This is a genomic window from Streptomyces sp. NPDC017943 (assembly GCF_044328425.1).
Taxonomy (GTDB): Bacteria; Actinomycetota; Actinomycetes; order Streptomycetales; family Streptomycetaceae; genus Streptomyces; species Streptomyces djakartensis_A.
Genome location: NZ_JBIRHH010000007.1, coordinates 190,868 through 208,033 on the forward strand (window position 1 = coordinate 190,868; position 17,166 = coordinate 208,033).

A 17,166-nucleotide genomic window follows, 5' to 3' on the forward strand; every position below is an offset into this window, starting at 1 on the left:
ATGATCGTCCTGTTGTCAGTGCGGCCCGGTACGCTCGAAAGCACGATGACAGAGGACCTCTCACCGGCCGAGCGGTACGCGGCAGCCCGCAAGCGCGCTGCCGAGCAGGCCACCGCGCTCGCCTCCTTCCGCGAGATGTACGACTTCGGCCTCGACCCCTTCCAGATCGAGGCCTGCCAGGCGCTCGAGGCGGGGAAGGGCGTGCTGGTCGCCGCGCCCACCGGCTCCGGCAAGACGATCGTCGGCGAGTTCGCCGTCCACCTCGCCCTCGGGCAGGGCAGGAAGTGCTTCTACACGACACCCATCAAGGCGCTGTCGAACCAGAAGTACGCCGACCTGTGCCGCCGCTACGGCGCGGACAAGGTCGGTCTGCTCACCGGTGACAACAGCGTCAACTCCGACGCCCCCGTGGTCGTGATGACCACCGAGGTGCTGCGGAACATGCTGTACGCCGGGTCGCAGACCCTCCTGGGCCTGGGCTACGTGGTCATGGACGAGGTGCACTACCTCTCCGACCGGTTCCGCGGCGCCGTCTGGGAAGAGGTGATCATCCACCTGCCCGAGTCCGTCACCCTGGTCTCGCTGTCGGCGACCGTGTCGAACGCCGAGGAGTTCGGCGACTGGCTCGACACGGTCCGCGGCGACACCGAGGTGATCGTCTCCGAGCACCGGCCCGTGCCGCTGTTCCAGCACGTGCTGGCCGGGCGGCGGATGTACGACCTGTTCGAGGAGGGCGAGGGCCGCAAGAGGGCCGTCAACCCGGACCTCACGCGCATGGCGCGCATGGAGGCCAGCCGGCCGTCGTACCAGGACCGCAGGCGCGGCCGGTCGATGCGCGAGGCCGACCGCGAGCGCGAGCGCCGGCAGCGCTCCCGCATCTGGACGCCGAGCCGGCCCGAGGTCATCGAGCGGCTCGACGCCGAGGGGCTGCTGCCCGCCATCACCTTCATCTTCAGCCGCGCCGCCTGCGAGGCGGCCGTCCAGCAGTGCCTGTACGCCGGGCTCCGGCTCAACGACGAGGAGGCGCGCCACAAGGTCCGCTCCCTGGTCGAGGAGCGCACGGCCTCCATCCCCCGCGAGGACCTGCACGTCCTCGGCTACTACGAGTGGCTGGAGGGCCTGGAGCGGGGCATCGCCGCCCACCACGCGGGCATGCTGCCGACCTTCAAGGAGGTCGTGGAGGAGCTCTTCGTGCGCGGGCTGGTCAAGGCCGTCTTCGCGACCGAGACCCTCGCGCTCGGGATCAACATGCCCGCCCGCTCGGTGGTGCTGGAGAAGCTCGTCAAGTGGAACGGCGAGCAGCACGCCGACATCACCCCGGGCGAGTTCACCCAGCTGACGGGCCGGGCCGGGCGGCGCGGCATCGACGTCGAGGGCCACGCCGTGGTGCTGTGGCAGCGCGGCATGAACCCGGAGCACCTGGCCGGTCTGGCCGGCACCCGCACGTATCCGCTGCGCTCCAGCTTCAAGCCGTCGTACAACATGGCGGTCAACCTGGTGGAGCAGTTCGGCCGGCACCGCTCGCGGGAGCTGCTGGAGACGTCCTTCGCGCAGTTCCAGGCGGACAAGTCGGTCGTCGGCATCTCCCGCCAGGTGCAGCGCAACGAGGAGGGCCTGGAGGGCTACAAGGCCTCCATGACCTGCCACCTCGGCGACTTCGAGGAGTACGCGCGGCTGCGCCGCGAGCTGAAGGACCGGGAGAACGAGCTGGCCCGTCAGGGCGCCGCCCAGCGGCGTGCGGAGGCCGCCGTGGCGCTGGAGAAGCTGAAGCCCGGTGACGTCATCCACGTGCCCACCGGCAAGTACGCGGGCCTCGCCCTGGTGCTGGACCCGGGGCTGTCCGCGGGGCGGTCGAACGGCCATCGCGGCTTCGAGCACCACGACGGTCCGCGCCCGCTGGTGTTGACCGCCGAGCGGCAGGTCAAGCGGCTGGCGGCGATCGACTTCCCGGTGCCGGTCGAGCCGCTGGAGCGCATGCGCATCCCCAAGTCGTTCAACGCCCGCTCCCCGCAGTCCCGCCGGGACCTCGCCTCCGCCCTGCGCACCAAGGCGGGGCCCATCCCGGCCGACCGGCATCGCAAGCGGCGCTCCCAGGCGACCGACGACCGCGAGATCGCCCGGCTGCGGACCGCCCTGCGGGCGCACCCCTGCCACGGGTGCAGCGACCGCGAGGACCACGCCCGCTGGGCCGAGCGCTACCACCGGCTGCTGCGGGACACCTCGCAGCTGGAGCGGCGCATCGAGGGCCGGACGAACACCATCGCCCGGACCTTCGACCGGATCGTCGCGCTGCTGACGGAGCTGGACTACCTGCGCGGTGACGAGGTCACCGAGCACGGCAAGCGCCTGGCACGGCTGTACGGCGAACTGGACCTGCTCGCCAGCGAGTGCCTGCGCGCGGGCGTCTGGGAGGGCCTCAACCCGGCCGAACTGGCCGGGTGCGTCTCGGCGCTGGTGTACGAGTCGCGCGTCGGGGACGACGCCATGGCGCCGAAGCTGCCCACGGGCAAGGCCAAGGCCGCACTGGGCGAGACGGTGCGGATCTGGGGCCGGCTGGACGCGCTGGAGGAGGAGTTCCGGATCAGCCAGACCGAGGGGGTCGGGCAGCGCGAGCCGGACCTCGGGTTCGCCTGGGCCGCGTACATGTGGGCCTCGGGCAAGGGGCTGGACGAGGTGCTGCGCGAGGCGGAGATGCCGGCGGGTGACTTCGTGCGCTGGTGCAAGCAGGTCATCGACGTGCTGGGGCAGATCGCGGCGGCGGCACCGGAGGGTTCCTCCGTCGTGCGGAACTCGCGCAAGGCCGTGGATCTGCTGCTGCGGGGTGTGGTCGCCTACTCGTCCGTGGGCTGACCACCCCCGCGCGGGTCACGCCAGGGCGCTCGATCGGCGTCGTACGCAAACCCGTTCACCCAGCGCGGTGAACGGGTCCGCCCTCAGGCCTTCCGCAACACCCTTCAGGCTGCTGGGCTTTCGGCGCTTCGGTTGCGGGTGAGCAGGTCGGCGACCCGCGCGATCAGCTGGCTCTCCGCACCGTCGCGGGTGGTCGTCGGGTGGTACGCGAGCACGAAGCGGCGTCGCCGGTCGCGAGTGGAGAACGCGGCGTTCTTGTAGCCGTACGTCTCGCCGGTCTTGCCCCAGAGGGTGATGCCGTTGACGGTGGCCTGCTGCAGGCCGGTGCTGTAGCGGGCCGGGGAGCCGTCCAGCATGCGCACGTCGCTCGGGGGCAGGGTGAACATCAGCTGGAGCAGCTCGGGCGGGAGCAACTCGCCGGAGAACAGCGCGGCGAGCATCCGGTCGAGGTCGCCGGTCGTGGAGATCATGTCGCCCTCGCCGCGGCTGGAGGACTGGTCGTGGACGGTGATGTCCCGGAGGCTGCCGTCGGTCATCGCGAGATAACCGTGCACGTGCCGGCCGTGGATGCGCGGGTCGTCGCCGGGGACGACGGTGCGCGCCAGGTTCAGCGGACGCAGCAGGCGATCCGTGACGGCCTGTCCGTACGGGCGGCCGGTCACCTTTTCGATGATCAGCGCGGCCAGGACGTAGTTGATGCCGCGGTACTCCTGCCGGGTGCCCGGGGTGAACTTCAGCGGTCCGTGGGTCGCCGTCGCCACCCACTGCTGTGGCGTCCAGTGGTCGAAGCGGTGGCGGACCACCTCCTCCGGGGTCTGTGGGTCCGGTATGCCGACGTGGTCGGGCAGTCCGCTGGTGTGGTTCAGCAGGTGTGCCACGGTGACAGCAGCGAACCGGGCCGGCAGCAGCCCTGGCAGGACGCGCCGCACGGGCGCGTCGAGGTCGACCAGGCCTTCCGCCACCAGTTGCAGCACCACCGTGGCGACGAAGACCTTGGTGATGCTGCCGATGCGCACCTTGTCCTGTGACGTCGGTGGTCGGTGCGTCCGGAGGTCGGCCACGCCCGAGGTTCCGCGCCAGTGGCCGGCCGTGCCGCCGACGCACAGCTGAGCCGCGGTCGACGGCGGGTGTTCCAGGTCGTCGATCGCCGCCTGCAGGGCGGTGGGGTCCAGCGGCGGGATCGGCGTGCCCAGGGCGCGGGCGCGGGGGGCGGGCAGCACCGCGGTGGCGGCCAGCGCGGTCGTCCCCGACAGGGTGATGCCCACAAAAGTCCTGCGTGACATGCGCGTTGAGGTCATGCCTCTCACCCTTTCAGCGGGCGGGTCCCGTGGTCGTCGGGGTTCACCCCGCAGTGACCCTCGATCACACCCTGACCCGCCCCCGAAGAGTGGTGCCGCTGCCCGATCTCCGAAGGGCGTGGAAATGGTTTGCCCACTCGGTGGCGGTGTGTCACCGTTCGGCCTGGACCGGCAGTTGATCATCGGCGTCCGGTCGATGTCGACGTGTCGGCGGCCTCTCGGGATCCACCGGAGAGGGGGACGAAACGATGGGAACCGGTGCCGTGGGGAACAGTTACGAGGACCAGTGTCGCCGGTCGTTGGCCGAGGAGCAGGCGAAGAGCCTTGCCGAGACCAACAACTGGGCACATGTGGACAGGGAGCGGGTCCACCAGGACTGGGACGTCCTGTACCGCGAGATCACGGCTTGCCTGGACGGCGGCTCCCTGCCGGGGGACGAGCAGATCCAGGAGCTCACCCGCAGGCACTTCGACATCGTGAGCCGGTTCTACACCCCCTCCAGGGAGGCTTACGTCGGCATGTCGCTCTTCTACGCCGAGGACGAGGCCATGAGGGCGTTCCACGATTCCTATCACCCCGAACTGGCAGGGTTCCTGGGCGCCGCGATCAGGGTGTTCGCCGAGCAAGGAAGCGGGTTCGCCCCCAGCGCGGGGGCCGAGGCCTCGGCCTAGTCGGGCGACTCGGGCCAGGACTGCATGGACGGGCGAACTCCTGCCCGTCCCGCTCGGCCCGCCACAGGTCGAGAGTGAGATCAGCGAGCGACATGGCCGGCCGTGTGGCACGCGGCACTGACACGGCACCCGAGTACGCAAGCCACCCGGCGGGGACACCGGCACCCCAGGGGCGCGGGTGGACAAGTCACTGCGTGATCCTGCCGGCGACTTGAGGCGGGCGGGCTGGGGTGTCGGCCGGAGGGGTTTCGTATGCCTGTACGCCGTCACGCACTGCATTCGAACGGTTTCGCAGCGTGCAACCGGGTGAGCCTACTATCCCTTGGCAACCGGTTTCCGGCAGTTGCCGAACATGACACGGCGATGATCCGGTCGGACTAAGCTCGCCCGCAGCGCCCCGCCTTGAGGTGAATTCGGGCGCTTGTTCCCCAATGTGCAGATGATCCGGACCAATACCTGACATACCCCTTGCACGTCCCCGCGAACCTCAGTCGACTCCTGTCAGAAGGCCCCCATGGTGAGTGTTCAGTCCCCTCCCGGTCGCCGTGAACTTCCGCCCGCGCGCGTCCTGTTGCTCCCGGCCATAGTGATGGCCGCGGCGACCGGGGCCGCCGTCGCCCTGGTGACGGCACCGGCCCGGCTCGCCGTCGGCTGGTGCGGTGGCATCGCCACCGTGCTGGTGGTCGCGACCGCGGCCGAGGCGGTGCGCCGCGGCCGTGTGCTGCGCAACCGGCAGGCCGAGCACGCACAACGCACCGCGTACCTCGAACAACGGGTCGCCGCCCGGGAGAGCGAACTGATCCGGTTCTCCCGGGAGATCGTCCCCGCCGCACTCGACCTGCTGCGCACGGGAGAGTCGCCCCGCGAGGTGATCCGCAAGCTCGGCCTGGCCGACCCCGCCTACCGCGACCTCCCGGCGGACCAGGTCGAGACGCTGCTGACGGTGCTGCGGATCGTGGACCGCGAGGTGACCATGCGGGACGCCGCCGCGCGCTCCTTCGTCAGTGTGGCCCGCCGCGTGCAGGCGATCATCCACCAGCAGGCCGCGGAACTGCGGGAGATGGAGGAGGACCACGGCCGCAACCCCGAGGTCTTCGACGACCTGCTGCGCATCGACCACGGCAACGCCTTGATCGGCCGCCTGGCCGACTCCGTCTCCGTCCTCGGCGGCGGCCGCCCCGGGCGGCAGTGGCCCGAGCCGGTGTCGCTCTACAGCACCCTGCGCGGCGCCATGTCGCGCATCCTGGAGTACCGGCGCATCCAGCTGTCCTCGATCGCCAAGGTCAGCGTCAAGGGCATCTACGTCGAGCCGGTCATCCACGCCGCCGCCGAACTCCTCGACAACGCCACGCGCTACTCGCCGCCGCAGACCAAGGTGCACGTCACGGCGACCGAGGTGCAGACCGGCGTCTGCATCGAGATCGAGGACGGCGGCGTCAACCTCAACGAGGAGGCGCGGGCCCGGATCGAGGGCCTGCTGGAGGCCGCCAAGGCGGGCGTCGACCTGCAGGACATCGGTGAGCACCCGCGTCTCGGCCTCGCCGTCGTCGGCCGGCTGTGCACCGCGTACAACATGCAGGTCTCGCTGCGCGCCTCCGCGTACGGCGGCGTGCGCGCCATCCTCATCGTGCCGAGCGAGATGATCACCCACGAGCCCGGTGTCGGCCTCGCCCACGGCATCGGCGCCACCGGCATCCCCATGACCGTCGGCATCCCCGAGGGCCCCAAGCGCACGCCCAAGAAGCGCCGCCCGACCAGCCCGAAGATCCCTGCCACGGTCTCCCTGGAGGACGACGACGTCCCCGAGGTCACGGAGTGGACGGCCAACGGCCTGCCGCAGCGCCGCAGCCGCGTGAAGATGCCGCTCGCCGAACGGCTGGCCCAGCAGGCCGCCTACGAGCAGGCCGACCGCGAGGCCGAGGAGCGCGGCGAGTACAACCCCTGGGCCGCGGTGCAGGAGCCGGAGCACAAGCCGCTGCGCGACATGAGCGCGCCCGACGCCCCCGGCAAGGGCCTGGAGGCCTTCTGGGAGGGGCTCAAGCAGGGCATCGAACCCGGCACCCACCCGACGGACTTCATCCGCAACCCGACCAAGTACCTGCACCTGATCAACGATCCGGCCCCCACCGAGGCCGAGGACGAGGGGGACCTCAAGTGATCCAGCAGCGAGGCAACTTCGACTGGATGCTCAAGCAACTTGCCGACGGCGTGCCCGGCATCGAGATGATCGTGGTGCTCTCGGCCGACGGCCTGCGCATCGCCCGCTACGGCGGCGAGCCCGACGCCGCCGACCGGGTCGCCGCGGCCTGCGCCGGACTGCAGTCCCTCGCCGGCAGCATCTGCCAGGAACTCTCCGTCGGCGACGGCGAGATGAAGCTGGTCATGATCGAGATCGACCGCGGCTACTTCTACCTGATGAACGCCGGGGCCAACGCCTTCCTCGCGGTGCTCTCCGACGTCCGGTGCGAACCCGGCCGGATGAGCGCGATGATGCGCGACCTGGTCGTCCGGATCGGCGGGCACCTCACCAGTCCGCCCCGGCGGAACGGGCACGTCGTATGACCCCTCCCCAACGCCAGAGGCGCGACCCCGCATCGGACGCGCCCCCGCCCGGGGAGGGCGAGGGCAAGGTCCGCAACCCCGAGCGGATGTACGTGGTGGCCGGCCCGGACGGAGAGCGGGCCGAACTCGACCTGGTGACGCTGATCGTGGCGCGCGCCACGGACCCGCCGCCCTCCGCCTCGCCCGAACAGGCGGCGCTGCTCCGGCTGTGCGCCGCCCCCCTGTCCGTGGCCGAGCTGTCGGCCTACCTCCACCTGCCGTTCAGCGCCATGGGCACGCTGCTCACCGAGCTGCTGACGGCGGAACTGGTGCAGGCGCGCGCCCCGATCGTCCCCAAGGCGCGCTCCGACCGGTCCCTCCTCGAAGCGGTGATGCATGGACTTCAACGGCTCTGACACCATCCCGGGCCCCCGGGCCGAGGACCAGTTGCCCCACACGGCGCAGGCCGCGGCCAAGATCGTGATCGTGGGCGGCTTCGGCGTCGGCAAGACGACCATGGTCGGCTCGGTCAGCGAGATCACCCCGCTGACCACCGAGGAGACCATGACCCAGGCCGGGGTGGGCGTCGACGACAACTTCGGCTCCGCGACCAAGACGGCCACCACCGTCGCCATGGACTTCGGGCGCATCAGCATCACCGAGCAGCTCGTGCTGTACCTCTTCGGCACGCCCGGCCAGCAGCGCTTCTGGTTCCTGTGGAACGGCCTGTTCGAGGGTGCGCTCGGCGCGGTGGTCCTGGTCGACACCCGGCGCCTGGAGGTCAGCTTCGACGTCATGGGCCGCCTGGAGGAACGCGGCGTCCCGTTCGTCGTCGCCGTCAACTCCTTCCCGGACGCGCCCCGTTACGCCCTGGAGGAGCTGCGCACGGCCCTCGACCTCACCGCGGACATCCCGATCGTGGAGTGCGACGCGCGGCGGCGGGCCTCCAGCCGGGACGTTCTGATGACCCTCATGCGGTTCCTGCACTCGCTCGCCATGACGGGCTCGCGCGCCTGATCCGCGCGATCCGCACCGCACCTTCCCCCCTGTGACACCTGGAAAGCCCCGGAGCGACCACTGTGACGCCTGAATCCCACGCCCCGACCGGTACGGACGCCTCCCGGCCCGGCCCGCCCCCCGGCTGCCCCGCGCACGCCCTCGGGCCCGGGGGACTGCACCGGCTGCACGAGGTGGAGGACCTGGGAGCGCTGTACGAGCAACTGCGCGAGCAGCACGGCCCCGTGGCGCCGGTGCTGCTCCACGACGACGTGCCGATGTGGATCGTGCTGGGCCACGCCGAGAACCTGCACATGGTGCGCTCGCCCTCGCAGTACTGCCGGGACAGCCGGATCTGGACCCCCCTGCGGGAGGGCCTGGTCAAGCCCGACCACCCGCTGATGCCGCACATCGCCTGGCAGCCCATCGCCTCGCACGCCGAGGGCGACGAGCACAAGCGGCTGCGCGGCGCCGTCATGGGCGCCATCTCCACCATCGACTTCCGCAGCCTGCGGCGGTACATCAACCGCAGCACGCAGGCCATCGTCAACCGGTTCTGCGAGGTGGGCGAGGCCGAGCTGGTGGGCCAGTTCACCGAGCACCTGCCGATGGCGGTGATGTGCGAGATCCTCGGCATGCCCGACGAGTACAGCGACCGCCTCGTGGAGGCCGCCCGCGACGCCCTCAAGGGCACCGAGACCGCGATCGCCAGCCATGCCTTCGTGATGGACGCCCTGAGCCGGCTCACCGCCCGGCGCCGCGCCCGGCCGGAGGAGGACCTGGCCAGCTACCTGATCACCCACCCCGCCCGGCTGAGCGACGACGAGGTACGCGAGCACCTGCGCCTGGTGCTGTTCGCGGCCTACGAGGCCACCACGAACCTGCTGTCGAACGTGCTGCTCACGGTGTTGATCGACCCGCGTTTCCGGGCGCAGCTCAACGGCGGTCAGATGACGGTGCCGGAGGCGGTGGAGCAGTCCCTGTGGAACGAGCCGCCCTTCAGCACGGTCTTCGCCTACTTCGCCAAGCAGGAGACCGAGCTGGGCGGCCAGCGCATCCGCCGCGGCGACGGCCTGCTCTTCGCCCCGCTCCCGGCGAACGTCGACCCCAGGGTGCGGCCGGACCTGAAGGCCAGCATGCAGGGCAACCGGTCCCATCTCGCCTTCGGGGGCGGTCCCCACGAGTGCCCGGGCCAGGACATCGGCCGGTCCATCGCCGACGTCGGCGTGGACGCCCTGCTGATGCGGCTGCCGGACGTCGAGCTCGACTGCGACGAGGAGGAGCTGCGCTGGACGGAGTCCATCGCCTCCCGGCACCTGGTGGACCTGCCGGTGACGTTCTCGCCGAAGCCGCTCCAGGACGTGTCCGAGCAGCCCCACCACAAGCCGGTCCCCGCGCAGCGCTCCGACTGGCAGATCGGCACCGTGCAGCCCCGGCACCAGCCGCAACCGCAGCACCAGTCGCAGCCGCAGGTCCAGTCGCCGGCGCCGCCCGTGCCGACCGCCGCCGCGCTGCCCCAGCCGGCCCCCGTGCAGCCCCGGCCGGTTCCTCCGCCGCCGGTCCCGCCGGCTCCGGCGGCGGGGCAGGCCGGCCGCAGGGGAGTGTGGCAGCGGTTCCTCAGCTGGTGGCGCGGCTACTGACCGTGCGGTGGGCCGTCGTACGTCCCGGCGGCCCACCGGTCGTACGACGTCCAGGCGGCGAGCGTGCGGGTGCTGCGGAACCGGTGCTCCCGGCCGGTGACCGGATCGGTGAACTCCACTACCCGCGCCAGCAGTTGCAGGGGGCGCCGGAAGTCGCCCGGCGGGACCGGGGCGGCGACCCGCGGGTAGAGCGGGTCGCCGAGGATCGGCACGCCCAGCGCGCTCATGTGGACCCGCAGCTGATGGGTCTGGCCGGTCCGCGGCAGCAACCGGTACCGGGCGAGTCCGCCCGCCCCCTCCGGGTGCCGCTGGAGCAGGTCCACCTCGCTGACCGCGTTGGGCTCCCCGGGCACCTCCCGGGCGGTGAGCGACCCGCGCTCCTTCACGATCCGGCTGCGCACGGTCCGGGGCAGGACGAGCGCGGGGTCGTACGGGGCGACGGCCTCGTACTCCTTGCGCACCAGCCGGTCGCGGAACAGGGTCTGGTAGGCGCCGCGCTCCCCGGGGCGCACCGTGAACAGCACGAGTCCGGCCGTGAGACGGTCCAGCCGGTGCGCGGCGGTGAGCGCGGGCAGGTCCAGCTCCCGGCGCAGCCGCGCCAGCGCGGTCTGCGCGACATGGCCGCCGCGCGGGGTGGTGGCCAGGAAGTGTGGCTTGTCGACGACGACGATGTGCTCGTCCCGGTGCACGACCCGAAGCGGGAACGGCACCGGCACCTCGTCGGGCAGCTCCCGGTGGAACCACACGAACGACCCGGGCGCGTAGGGCGCGTCCGGCTCGACCGGCCGTCCGTCGGCCGTCACGATCAGCCCTGCCCGGAGCATCCCGTCGACGACGCCGTCCCCCGCACCGCTGAGCCGCTCGACCAGGTGGTCGCGCACGGTGGACCACGGACCGGACAGCGGCAGCCGCACGCGCACCGCGTCCACGCCGTGGCGCTGCGGGAGGGGGGAGGGCGGAACGGGAGTCTTGCGTCTCATCGTCGTCAGCGTACGAGCCCCGGCGAGGTGACGGGACACCCGAAGTGCGGTGCGGCGCGAGGACGCGGCCCCGCCCTCCGGTCAGGCCGCCGGGGCGTTCTCCTGCTCCGCCTCGATCCGGGCGTTCCACTCCCGCTTCGAGGCCTGCCAGCCGTCCTCGTTGTGCCCGAGGCGCCAGTAGCCGGAGATCGACAGGTCCTCGCGCGGCAGGCCGCGCTCGACGCGCAGCAGCTTGCGCAGCTCCTTGACGAAGTGCGCCTCGCCGTGGACGAAGGCGTGCACACGCCCGTCGGGGAACTCCAGGTTCCGCACGGCCTCGATCAGTGCCTCGCCCTGCGGCCGGTCGCCGCGGTGCAGCCAGACGACCTCCACGTCCGAGTCGATCTTCTGCTCCTCCTCGGGGCCGGAGATCTCCACGAAGGCGTGGGCCCGGGCCCCGGGCGGCAGGGACTCCAGGGAGCGGGCGATCGCCGGGAGGGCGCTCTCGTCGCCCACGAGCAGGTGCCAGTCGGCGGTGGCGTCGGGCGCGTAGGCGCCGCCGGGTCCCATGAACCGCACGGTCTCGCCCGGCCGGGCGCGCAGGGCCCAGGGGCCGGCCAGGCCCTCGTCGCCGTGGATGACGAAGTCCAGGGTCAGCTCGCGGTGCTCGGCGTCCCAGTGGCGGACCGTGTACGTCCGGGTCACCGGCCACTGGTCGCGGGGGAGTTCCTCGCGGACGCGCTGGAGGTCGAAGGGCTCCGCGTAGGTGACGCCGCGCGGCGGGAACAGCAGCTTCACGTAGTGGTCGGTGCAGGTGTCCGCCGCGAAGTCGGCGAGGCCCTCACCGCCGAGCACCACGCGCTGCATGTGCGGGGTCAGCCGCTCGGTGCGGACGACCTGCGCGGAGTGCGTCCTGCGCGGCTGGCGTCCCGGTCGCTCTGCCATGAGGACCTCCCTGTCTCGCATGGTTAGGGTTACCTAAGTTAGCACCCCGTGCCCTGTGCACGCCTGTCGGCCGGAAGGTTTCCGGCGACCGTCGGCCCGGAAGGTGTGCACCGATCGTCCGCCCGGGTCGTCCGCCCCCGGGCGGGGGCCGCGTTCCCGGGCGCTCACGCCGAGAGCGTCGTCAGCAGCCGCTCCAGCGAACCGCCCAGACCCCAGCGGGTGGCCAGTGCCTCCAGCGCCTCCGGGTCGCGTGGGCCGCGCGGCAGCGCCGTCTCCACCTCGGGCAGCGGCACGTCGTCCGCGACCCGGACCACCTTCGGCGCGACCGCCAGGTACGGGCGCGCCTCGTCCAGCCGCCTGCGCTGCGTCGGCGTCAGCTTCGACCTCCGGTCGTCCACGGCCGCCATGATCCCGGCCAGGTCGCCGTACTCGGCCAGCAGCTTGGCGGCGGTCTTCTCGCCGATGCCCGGCACGCCCGGCAGGCCGTCGCTGGGGTCGCCGCGCAGCAGGGCCAGGTCCGCGTACCCCTTCCCGTCGACCCCATACTTCTCGCGCAGTGCCGCCTCGTCGGTGAGCTGGAGCGTGCCCACGCCCTTCAGCGGGTACAGCACGCGCACCCCGCGCGCGTCGTCCACCAGCTGGTAGAGGTCGCGGTCGCCGGTGACGATGTCGACCGGGCTCTTCGCGCGCGCGGTGAAGGTGCCGATCACGTCGTCCGCCTCGTACCGCGCGACGCCCACGCGCGCGATGCCCAGCGCGTCCAGCACCGCCTCGATGACCGGCACCTGCGGGGACAGCGTGTCCGGCACCTCCTCCTCGTCCGGGCCGGCCGGGCGCTCCTCGGCGACGCGGTGCGCCTTGTACGAGGGGATCAGCTCGACGCGCCAGTGCGGTCGCCAGTCGGCGTCCATGCAGGCCACCAGGTGACTCGGCCGGTGGTCCCGGACCAGGCGGTCGATGAAGTCGAGCAGTCCCCGCACGGCGTTCACCGGGGTGCCGTCCGGCGCCTTGACCGACTCGGGCACCCCGAAGTAGGCGCGGAAGTACAGGGAAGCGGTGTCGAGGAGCATCAGTCGTCCGGTCACGCCTCGCATCATGCCGTACGGCACCGACAGCCACCCGGTGCGGCACCGACAGGCATCCGGCGCTGCACGGCACGTCGCCGCCGCACCGCGCGTGTGACGCGGCTCACTCTTGTGTTTGGCTTTCAAGATCGGGGGGAGGTGCCGCCCCGGAGCGAGGCTGGTTGCGCATTTCAACTGTTTGCGCCCTGTCTCGCTCCGTCCTTGTCGCCGACGGAACAGAGGTGCACGTGTCAGCGAGCCTTGAGGCAGAGAGCCTGTACAAGGTGTTCGGCAGGAGACCGCAACGGGCCGTCGAGCGGCTGCGCGACGGGGCCGACCGCCAGGAGCTGCGCGCCGAGGGCGCCACCGCCGCCGTGATCGACGCGTCGTTCACCGTCGAGCCCGGGCAGATCTTCGTCGTCATGGGCCTGTCCGGCTCCGGCAAGTCCACCCTGCTGCGCATGCTGAACGGCCTGCTCGAACCGACCGCCGGACAGGTGCGCTTCGACGGCCAGGACCTGACCGCGCTGAGCGACCGCGAACTGCGCGAGGTCCGCTCCCGCAAGATCAGCATGGTGTTCCAGCACTTCGCCCTGTTCCCGCACCGCAGTGTGCGCGAGAACGCGGCCTACGGCCTGGAAGTGCAGGGCGTGCCCCGCGCCGAGCGTGCACGCCGCGCCGACGAGGCGCTCGCCCTGTGCGGCCTGGCCGGCTGGGAGAAGTCCTGGCCCGACGAGCTGTCCGGCGGCATGCAGCAGCGCGTCGGTCTCGCCCGCGCGCTCGCCACCGACGCCGACCTGCTGCTGATGGACGAGTCCTTCAGCGCCCTGGACCCGCTGATCCGCCGCGACATGCAGGACCAGCTGCTGGAGCTCCAGCAGAAGCTGAAGAAGACGATCGTCTTCATCACCCACGACCTGAACGAGGCCATGCGCCTGGGCGACCGCATCGCCGTCATGCGCGACGGGCGCATCGTCCAGAACGGCACCGCCCAGGACATCCTGCTGCGGCCCGCGAACGACTACGTCGCCTCCTTCACCCAGGACGTCGACCGCTCCCGCGTGCTGACCGCGGCCGAGCTCATGGACACCGCGGTCGCCGGCGCCACCCCCGGCTGCCACTGCGAGACCGCCACGCCCGACACCCCCTTCACCGAACTGTGCGCGATCAGCGCCCGCCTGACGCACCCGGTCCCGGTGGTGGACGAGCACGACAGGCTGGTCGGCGAGATACCCCGGCAGCGGCTGGTCGGCTTCCTCGGCGACGAGCCGGACGTCACCCCGCAGCCCTGCGACTCCCCGCGCGACAAGGACGGGGAGAAGGCGACCGCCCGTGCCTAGGGTTCAGCTCGGCACCTGGGTCAACGACGCCGTCGACTGGCTCACCACCCACATGGGCTGGTTCTTCGACTTCTGCAAGACCGTCTTCCTCGGCCTCCACGACGGCATCAACGCGGTGCTCCAGGCCCCGCAGCCGCTGCTCCTCGCGGGCATCCTCGCCGTGATCGCCTTCTGGCTGCGCGGCACCCTCGCCGGTGTCCTCGCCTTCGCCGGGTTCGCGTTCATCGACTCCCTCGGGCTGTGGGAGAACGCGATGACCACCCTGGCGCTCGTGCTCGTGGCGACCGTCATCGCCCTGGTGATCGCCCTGCCCGTGGGCATCTGGGCGGCCCGCTCCGACCGCGTCAGCGCACTGATCCGGCCGGTCCTGGACTTCATGCAGACGCTGCCGGCGATGGTCTACCTGATCCCGGCCATCCTCTTCTTCGGCACCGGCGCCTCCGCGGGCATCGTCGCCACCCTGATCTTCGCGCTGGCCCCCGGTGTCCGCATGACCGAGCTGGGCATCCGCCAGGTCGACAAGGAACTGGTCGAGGCCGCCGAGGCGTTCGGCACCACACCCCGCAACACCCTGCTGCGCGTCCAGCTCCCGCTGGCCCTGCCCACGGTCATGGCCGGCGTCAACCAGGTCATCATGCTCGGCCTGTCCATGGCGGCCATCGCCGGCATGGTCGGCACCGGCGGCCTCGGCGGCGACGTCAACCAGGCCATCGGACAGCTCAACGTGGGCCTCGGCGCCGAGGCCGGTGTGGGCATCGTGATCCTCGCGATCTACCTCGACCGCATGACCAGCGCGCTGGGCACCCAGGTCTCCCCGCTGGGCCGCCGCGCCGCCGCCCGGCTGCGCGCCGCCCAGGGGCTGAAGATCTGGTCGTACCGGCCGCGCCCGGCGGTTGCCGTGATCGGCGTCGTCGTCCTCGCGCTCACCGCGGGCGGCATGGGCGTCCTCGGCGGCGACGGCGACTCCCCGGCCTCGGCCGGGAGCAAGGACGTCGGCCGGGGCAAGAAGATCAGCATCGGCTACATCCCCTGGGACGAGGGCGTCGCCTCCACCTTCCTGTGGAAGGAGGTCCTGGAGCAGCGCGGCTACGAGGTCGAGGCCAAGCAGCTCGACGCGGGCCCGCTGTACACCTCGCTCGCCCAGGGCGACATCGACTTCCAGACGGACGGCTGGCTGCCGACGACCCACGCCCCGTACTGGAAGAAGTACGGCAAGCGGCTCGACGACCTCGGCGCCTGGTACGACAAGACGTCTCTGGAGCTCAGCGTCCCCTCGTACATGAAGGGCATCGACTCCCTGGCGGACCTCAAGGGCAAGGCGTCACGGTTCGGCGGGAAGATCACCGGCATCGAGGCCGGCGCCGGCGAGATGGCCCTGCTGAAGAGCAAGGTCCTAGAGGAGTACGGGCTCGACGAGGAGTACGAGGTCGTCGACAGCTCCACGCCCGCCATGCTGGCCGAGCTGAAGCGCGCCTACGCGCAGAAGAAGCCGGTCGTCGTCACCCTCTGGTCGCCGCACTGGGCCTACAACGACTACGACCTCAAGAAGCTGAAGGACCCCAAGGGCGCCTGGGGCGAGGGCGACGGCGTGCACACCCTGTCCCGCAAGGGCTTCGCCGACGACGACCCCACGGTCGCCGGCTGGTTGAAGAAGTTCGAGATGAGCGAGAAGGAGCTCACCAGCCTCGAGGCGGAGATCAACAAGGCGGGCAAGGGCAAGCAGCAGCAGGCCGTCCGCGCCTGGCTGGAGCGGCACCCCGGCTACGCCGACAGGATGGCCCCCGTGAAGGGCGCCGGCGGCACCCCGGCGGAGGCGGAGCAGCCCCTGGACGTCGCCTGGTTCCCCTGGGACGAGGACATCGCCGTCACCTACCTGTGGAAGAACGTCCTGGAGCGGCGGGGCTACACGCTGAACCTGAAGCAGATGGACGTCGGCCCGGTCTACACCGGCCTGGCCTCCGGTGACATCGACCTCAACTTCGACGCCTGGCTGCCCCACGCGCAGAAGAACTACTGGGACAAGAACAAGGACCGGCTCGCGGACCTGGGGACCTGGTACGCACCGACCTCCCTGGAGATCGCCGTGCCGTCCTACGTCAAGGGCGTCGACTCCCTGGCCGACCTCAAGGGCAGGGCCGGCACCTTCAAGGGCCGGATCATCGGCATCGAGCCCGGCACCGGGGAGATGGACCTGCTGAAGAACAAGGTCCTGCCCGGCTACGGCCTGGAGGACGAGTACGAGGTCGTCGACGGCTCCACGCCCGCCATGCTGGCCGAGCTGAAGCGCGCCTACGCCAAGAAGGAGCCGATCGCCGTCACCCTGTGGTCGCCGCACTGGGCGTACAGCGACTACGAGCTGACCAAGCTCAAGGACCCGAAGAGGGCCTTCGGCGAGGGCAACACGATCCGCACCATCTCCCACGAGGACTTCCCCGAGGAGTACCCGCGGCTCACCGAGTGGATCAAGAACTTCCGGATGACCGAGGACGAGCTCGGCAGCCTGGAGAGCGAGATCAAGGACCGCGGCCAGGGCAAGGAGGAGCAGGCCGTCGCCGCATGGCTGGAGCAGCACCCGGAGATGGTGAACCGGATGACGCCGCAGTAGGGTTCCGGGTGGGACGCGCGACACGCCGCGTCCCACCCACCCCACGATCCCCACCAGCGGGATCCGGACAACCACAGAGCGCTACGCCACCCCCCGAACCCCTTTCCCCTCCCTGTTCCTCCCCCGGGAGGGACGCCCGCCCCACCGCCCCGGGCGGCGGATCCCCTGGCGCGAACCGTCGGGTCGCGCACCGCCCGGTACGACGGCGATGCGACGGGCGCGTGATGCGGTCCGCCGAACATGCGTAGGGTGCAGAC

Annotated in this window: 13 protein-coding genes; 9 read left to right on the forward strand and 4 right to left on the reverse strand. The window is 71.5% G+C overall.

The annotated features are described in order from the left end of the window. Complete coding sequence (locus ACH4C6_RS23710) at nt 1-2,850, forward strand: DEAD/DEAH box helicase (RefSeq protein WP_398110590.1); 2,850 nt, start codon at nt 1-3, stop codon at nt 2,848-2,850. Between the two features lie 104 nt (nt 2,851-2,954). Here the strand turns inward: ACH4C6_RS23710 and ACH4C6_RS23715 are convergent, their stop codons facing one another. Further along, complete coding sequence (locus tag ACH4C6_RS23715; RefSeq protein WP_398110591.1) at nt 2,955-4,148, reverse strand: serine hydrolase domain-containing protein; 1,194 nt, start codon at nt 4,146-4,148, stop codon at nt 2,955-2,957. A gap of 248 nt (nt 4,149-4,396) precedes the next feature. Between ACH4C6_RS23715 and ACH4C6_RS23720 the strand changes: the two genes are divergently transcribed. The 6 genes from ACH4C6_RS23720 (at nt 4,397) to ACH4C6_RS23745 (ending at nt 9,996) form a co-directional block, all read left to right on the forward strand. Continuing rightward, nucleotides 4,397-4,819, forward strand: a complete 423-nt coding sequence (locus ACH4C6_RS23720) for a TipAS antibiotic-recognition domain-containing protein (RefSeq protein WP_398110592.1) — start codon at nt 4,397-4,399, stop codon at nt 4,817-4,819. Nucleotides 4,820-5,333: 514 nt separating this feature from the next. After that, nucleotides 5,334-6,977: a sensor histidine kinase gene (locus ACH4C6_RS23725; protein ID WP_398110593.1), complete on the forward strand. Its 1,644-nt coding sequence runs from the start codon at nt 5,334-5,336 to the stop codon at nt 6,975-6,977. After that, nucleotides 6,974-7,381, forward strand: coding sequence for a roadblock/LC7 domain-containing protein (locus tag ACH4C6_RS23730; RefSeq protein ID WP_398110594.1), 408 nt, complete (start codon nt 6,974-6,976; stop codon nt 7,379-7,381). The genes ACH4C6_RS23725 and ACH4C6_RS23730 overlap by 4 nt, the downstream gene beginning before the upstream one ends. Then, nucleotides 7,378-7,776 (forward strand): DUF742 domain-containing protein, encoded by a 399-nt coding sequence (locus ACH4C6_RS23735; RefSeq protein WP_398110595.1) that lies wholly within the window; start codon nt 7,378-7,380, stop codon nt 7,774-7,776. The genes ACH4C6_RS23730 and ACH4C6_RS23735 overlap by 4 nt, the downstream gene beginning before the upstream one ends. After that, on the forward strand, nt 7,757-8,377 hold the full coding sequence (locus ACH4C6_RS23740; RefSeq protein WP_398110596.1) for a GTP-binding protein: 621 nt from the start codon (nt 7,757-7,759) through the stop codon (nt 8,375-8,377). The genes ACH4C6_RS23735 and ACH4C6_RS23740 overlap by 20 nt, the downstream gene beginning before the upstream one ends. 62 nt (nt 8,378-8,439) lie before the next feature. After that, nucleotides 8,440-9,996: a cytochrome P450 gene (locus ACH4C6_RS23745; protein ID WP_398110597.1), complete on the forward strand. Its 1,557-nt coding sequence runs from the start codon at nt 8,440-8,442 to the stop codon at nt 9,994-9,996. On the opposite strand, the gene ACH4C6_RS23750 is transcribed toward ACH4C6_RS23745, so the two are convergent. From ACH4C6_RS23750 to ACH4C6_RS23760, 3 genes are all read right to left on the reverse strand, one after another. Next, complete coding sequence (locus tag ACH4C6_RS23750; protein ID WP_398110598.1) at nt 9,990-10,976, reverse strand: RluA family pseudouridine synthase; 987 nt, start codon at nt 10,974-10,976, stop codon at nt 9,990-9,992. The genes ACH4C6_RS23745 and ACH4C6_RS23750 overlap by 7 nt on opposite strands. An 81-nt stretch (nt 10,977-11,057) precedes the next feature. Then, on the reverse strand, nt 11,058-11,900 hold the full coding sequence (locus ACH4C6_RS23755; RefSeq protein WP_398110599.1) for a siderophore-interacting protein: 843 nt from the start codon (nt 11,898-11,900) through the stop codon (nt 11,058-11,060). A 164-nt stretch (nt 11,901-12,064) separates the two neighbouring features. Further along, the gene (locus ACH4C6_RS23760; protein ID WP_398110795.1) at nt 12,065-12,994 is read right to left on the reverse strand and encodes a 5'-3' exonuclease H3TH domain-containing protein; all 930 of its coding nucleotides are present in this window, start codon (nt 12,992-12,994) and stop codon (nt 12,065-12,067) included. Nucleotides 12,995-13,212: 218 nt separating this feature from the next. On the opposite strand from ACH4C6_RS23760, the gene ACH4C6_RS23765 reads away from it, so the two are divergent. Further along, on the forward strand, nt 13,213-14,304 hold the full coding sequence (locus ACH4C6_RS23765) for a glycine betaine/L-proline ABC transporter ATP-binding protein (RefSeq protein ID WP_398110600.1): 1,092 nt from the start codon (nt 13,213-13,215) through the stop codon (nt 14,302-14,304). Next, complete coding sequence (locus ACH4C6_RS23770; protein WP_398110601.1) at nt 14,297-16,909, forward strand: ABC transporter permease/substrate binding protein; 2,613 nt, start codon at nt 14,297-14,299, stop codon at nt 16,907-16,909. The genes ACH4C6_RS23765 and ACH4C6_RS23770 overlap by 8 nt, the downstream gene beginning before the upstream one ends. The last annotated feature ends 257 nt before the right edge of the window (nt 16,910-17,166 follow it).

Bases quoted from the DNA above. Each gene is read 5' to 3' on its own strand.
- ACH4C6_RS23720 (WP_398110592.1), top strand. From the start codon at position 4,397: ATGGGAACCGGTGCCGTGGGGAACAGTTACGAGGACCAGTGTCGCCGG.
- ACH4C6_RS23760 (WP_398110795.1), bottom strand. From the start codon at position 12,994: ATGCGAGGCGTGACCGGACGACTGATGCTCCTCGACACCGCTTCCCTG.
- ACH4C6_RS23710 (WP_398110590.1), top strand. From the start codon at position 1: ATGATCGTCCTGTTGTCAGTGCGGCCCGGTACGCTCGAAAGCACGATG.
- ACH4C6_RS23735 (WP_398110595.1), top strand. From the start codon at position 7,378: ATGACCCCTCCCCAACGCCAGAGGCGCGACCCCGCATCGGACGCGCCC.
- ACH4C6_RS23750 (WP_398110598.1), bottom strand. From the start codon at position 10,976: ATGAGACGCAAGACTCCCGTTCCGCCCTCCCCCCTCCCGCAGCGCCAC.
- ACH4C6_RS23755 (WP_398110599.1), bottom strand. From the start codon at position 11,900: ATGGCAGAGCGACCGGGACGCCAGCCGCGCAGGACGCACTCCGCGCAG.
- ACH4C6_RS23715 (WP_398110591.1), bottom strand. From the start codon at position 4,148: ATGACCTCAACGCGCATGTCACGCAGGACTTTTGTGGGCATCACCCTG.
- ACH4C6_RS23725 (WP_398110593.1), top strand. From the start codon at position 5,334: ATGGTGAGTGTTCAGTCCCCTCCCGGTCGCCGTGAACTTCCGCCCGCG.
- ACH4C6_RS23740 (WP_398110596.1), top strand. From the start codon at position 7,757: ATGGACTTCAACGGCTCTGACACCATCCCGGGCCCCCGGGCCGAGGAC.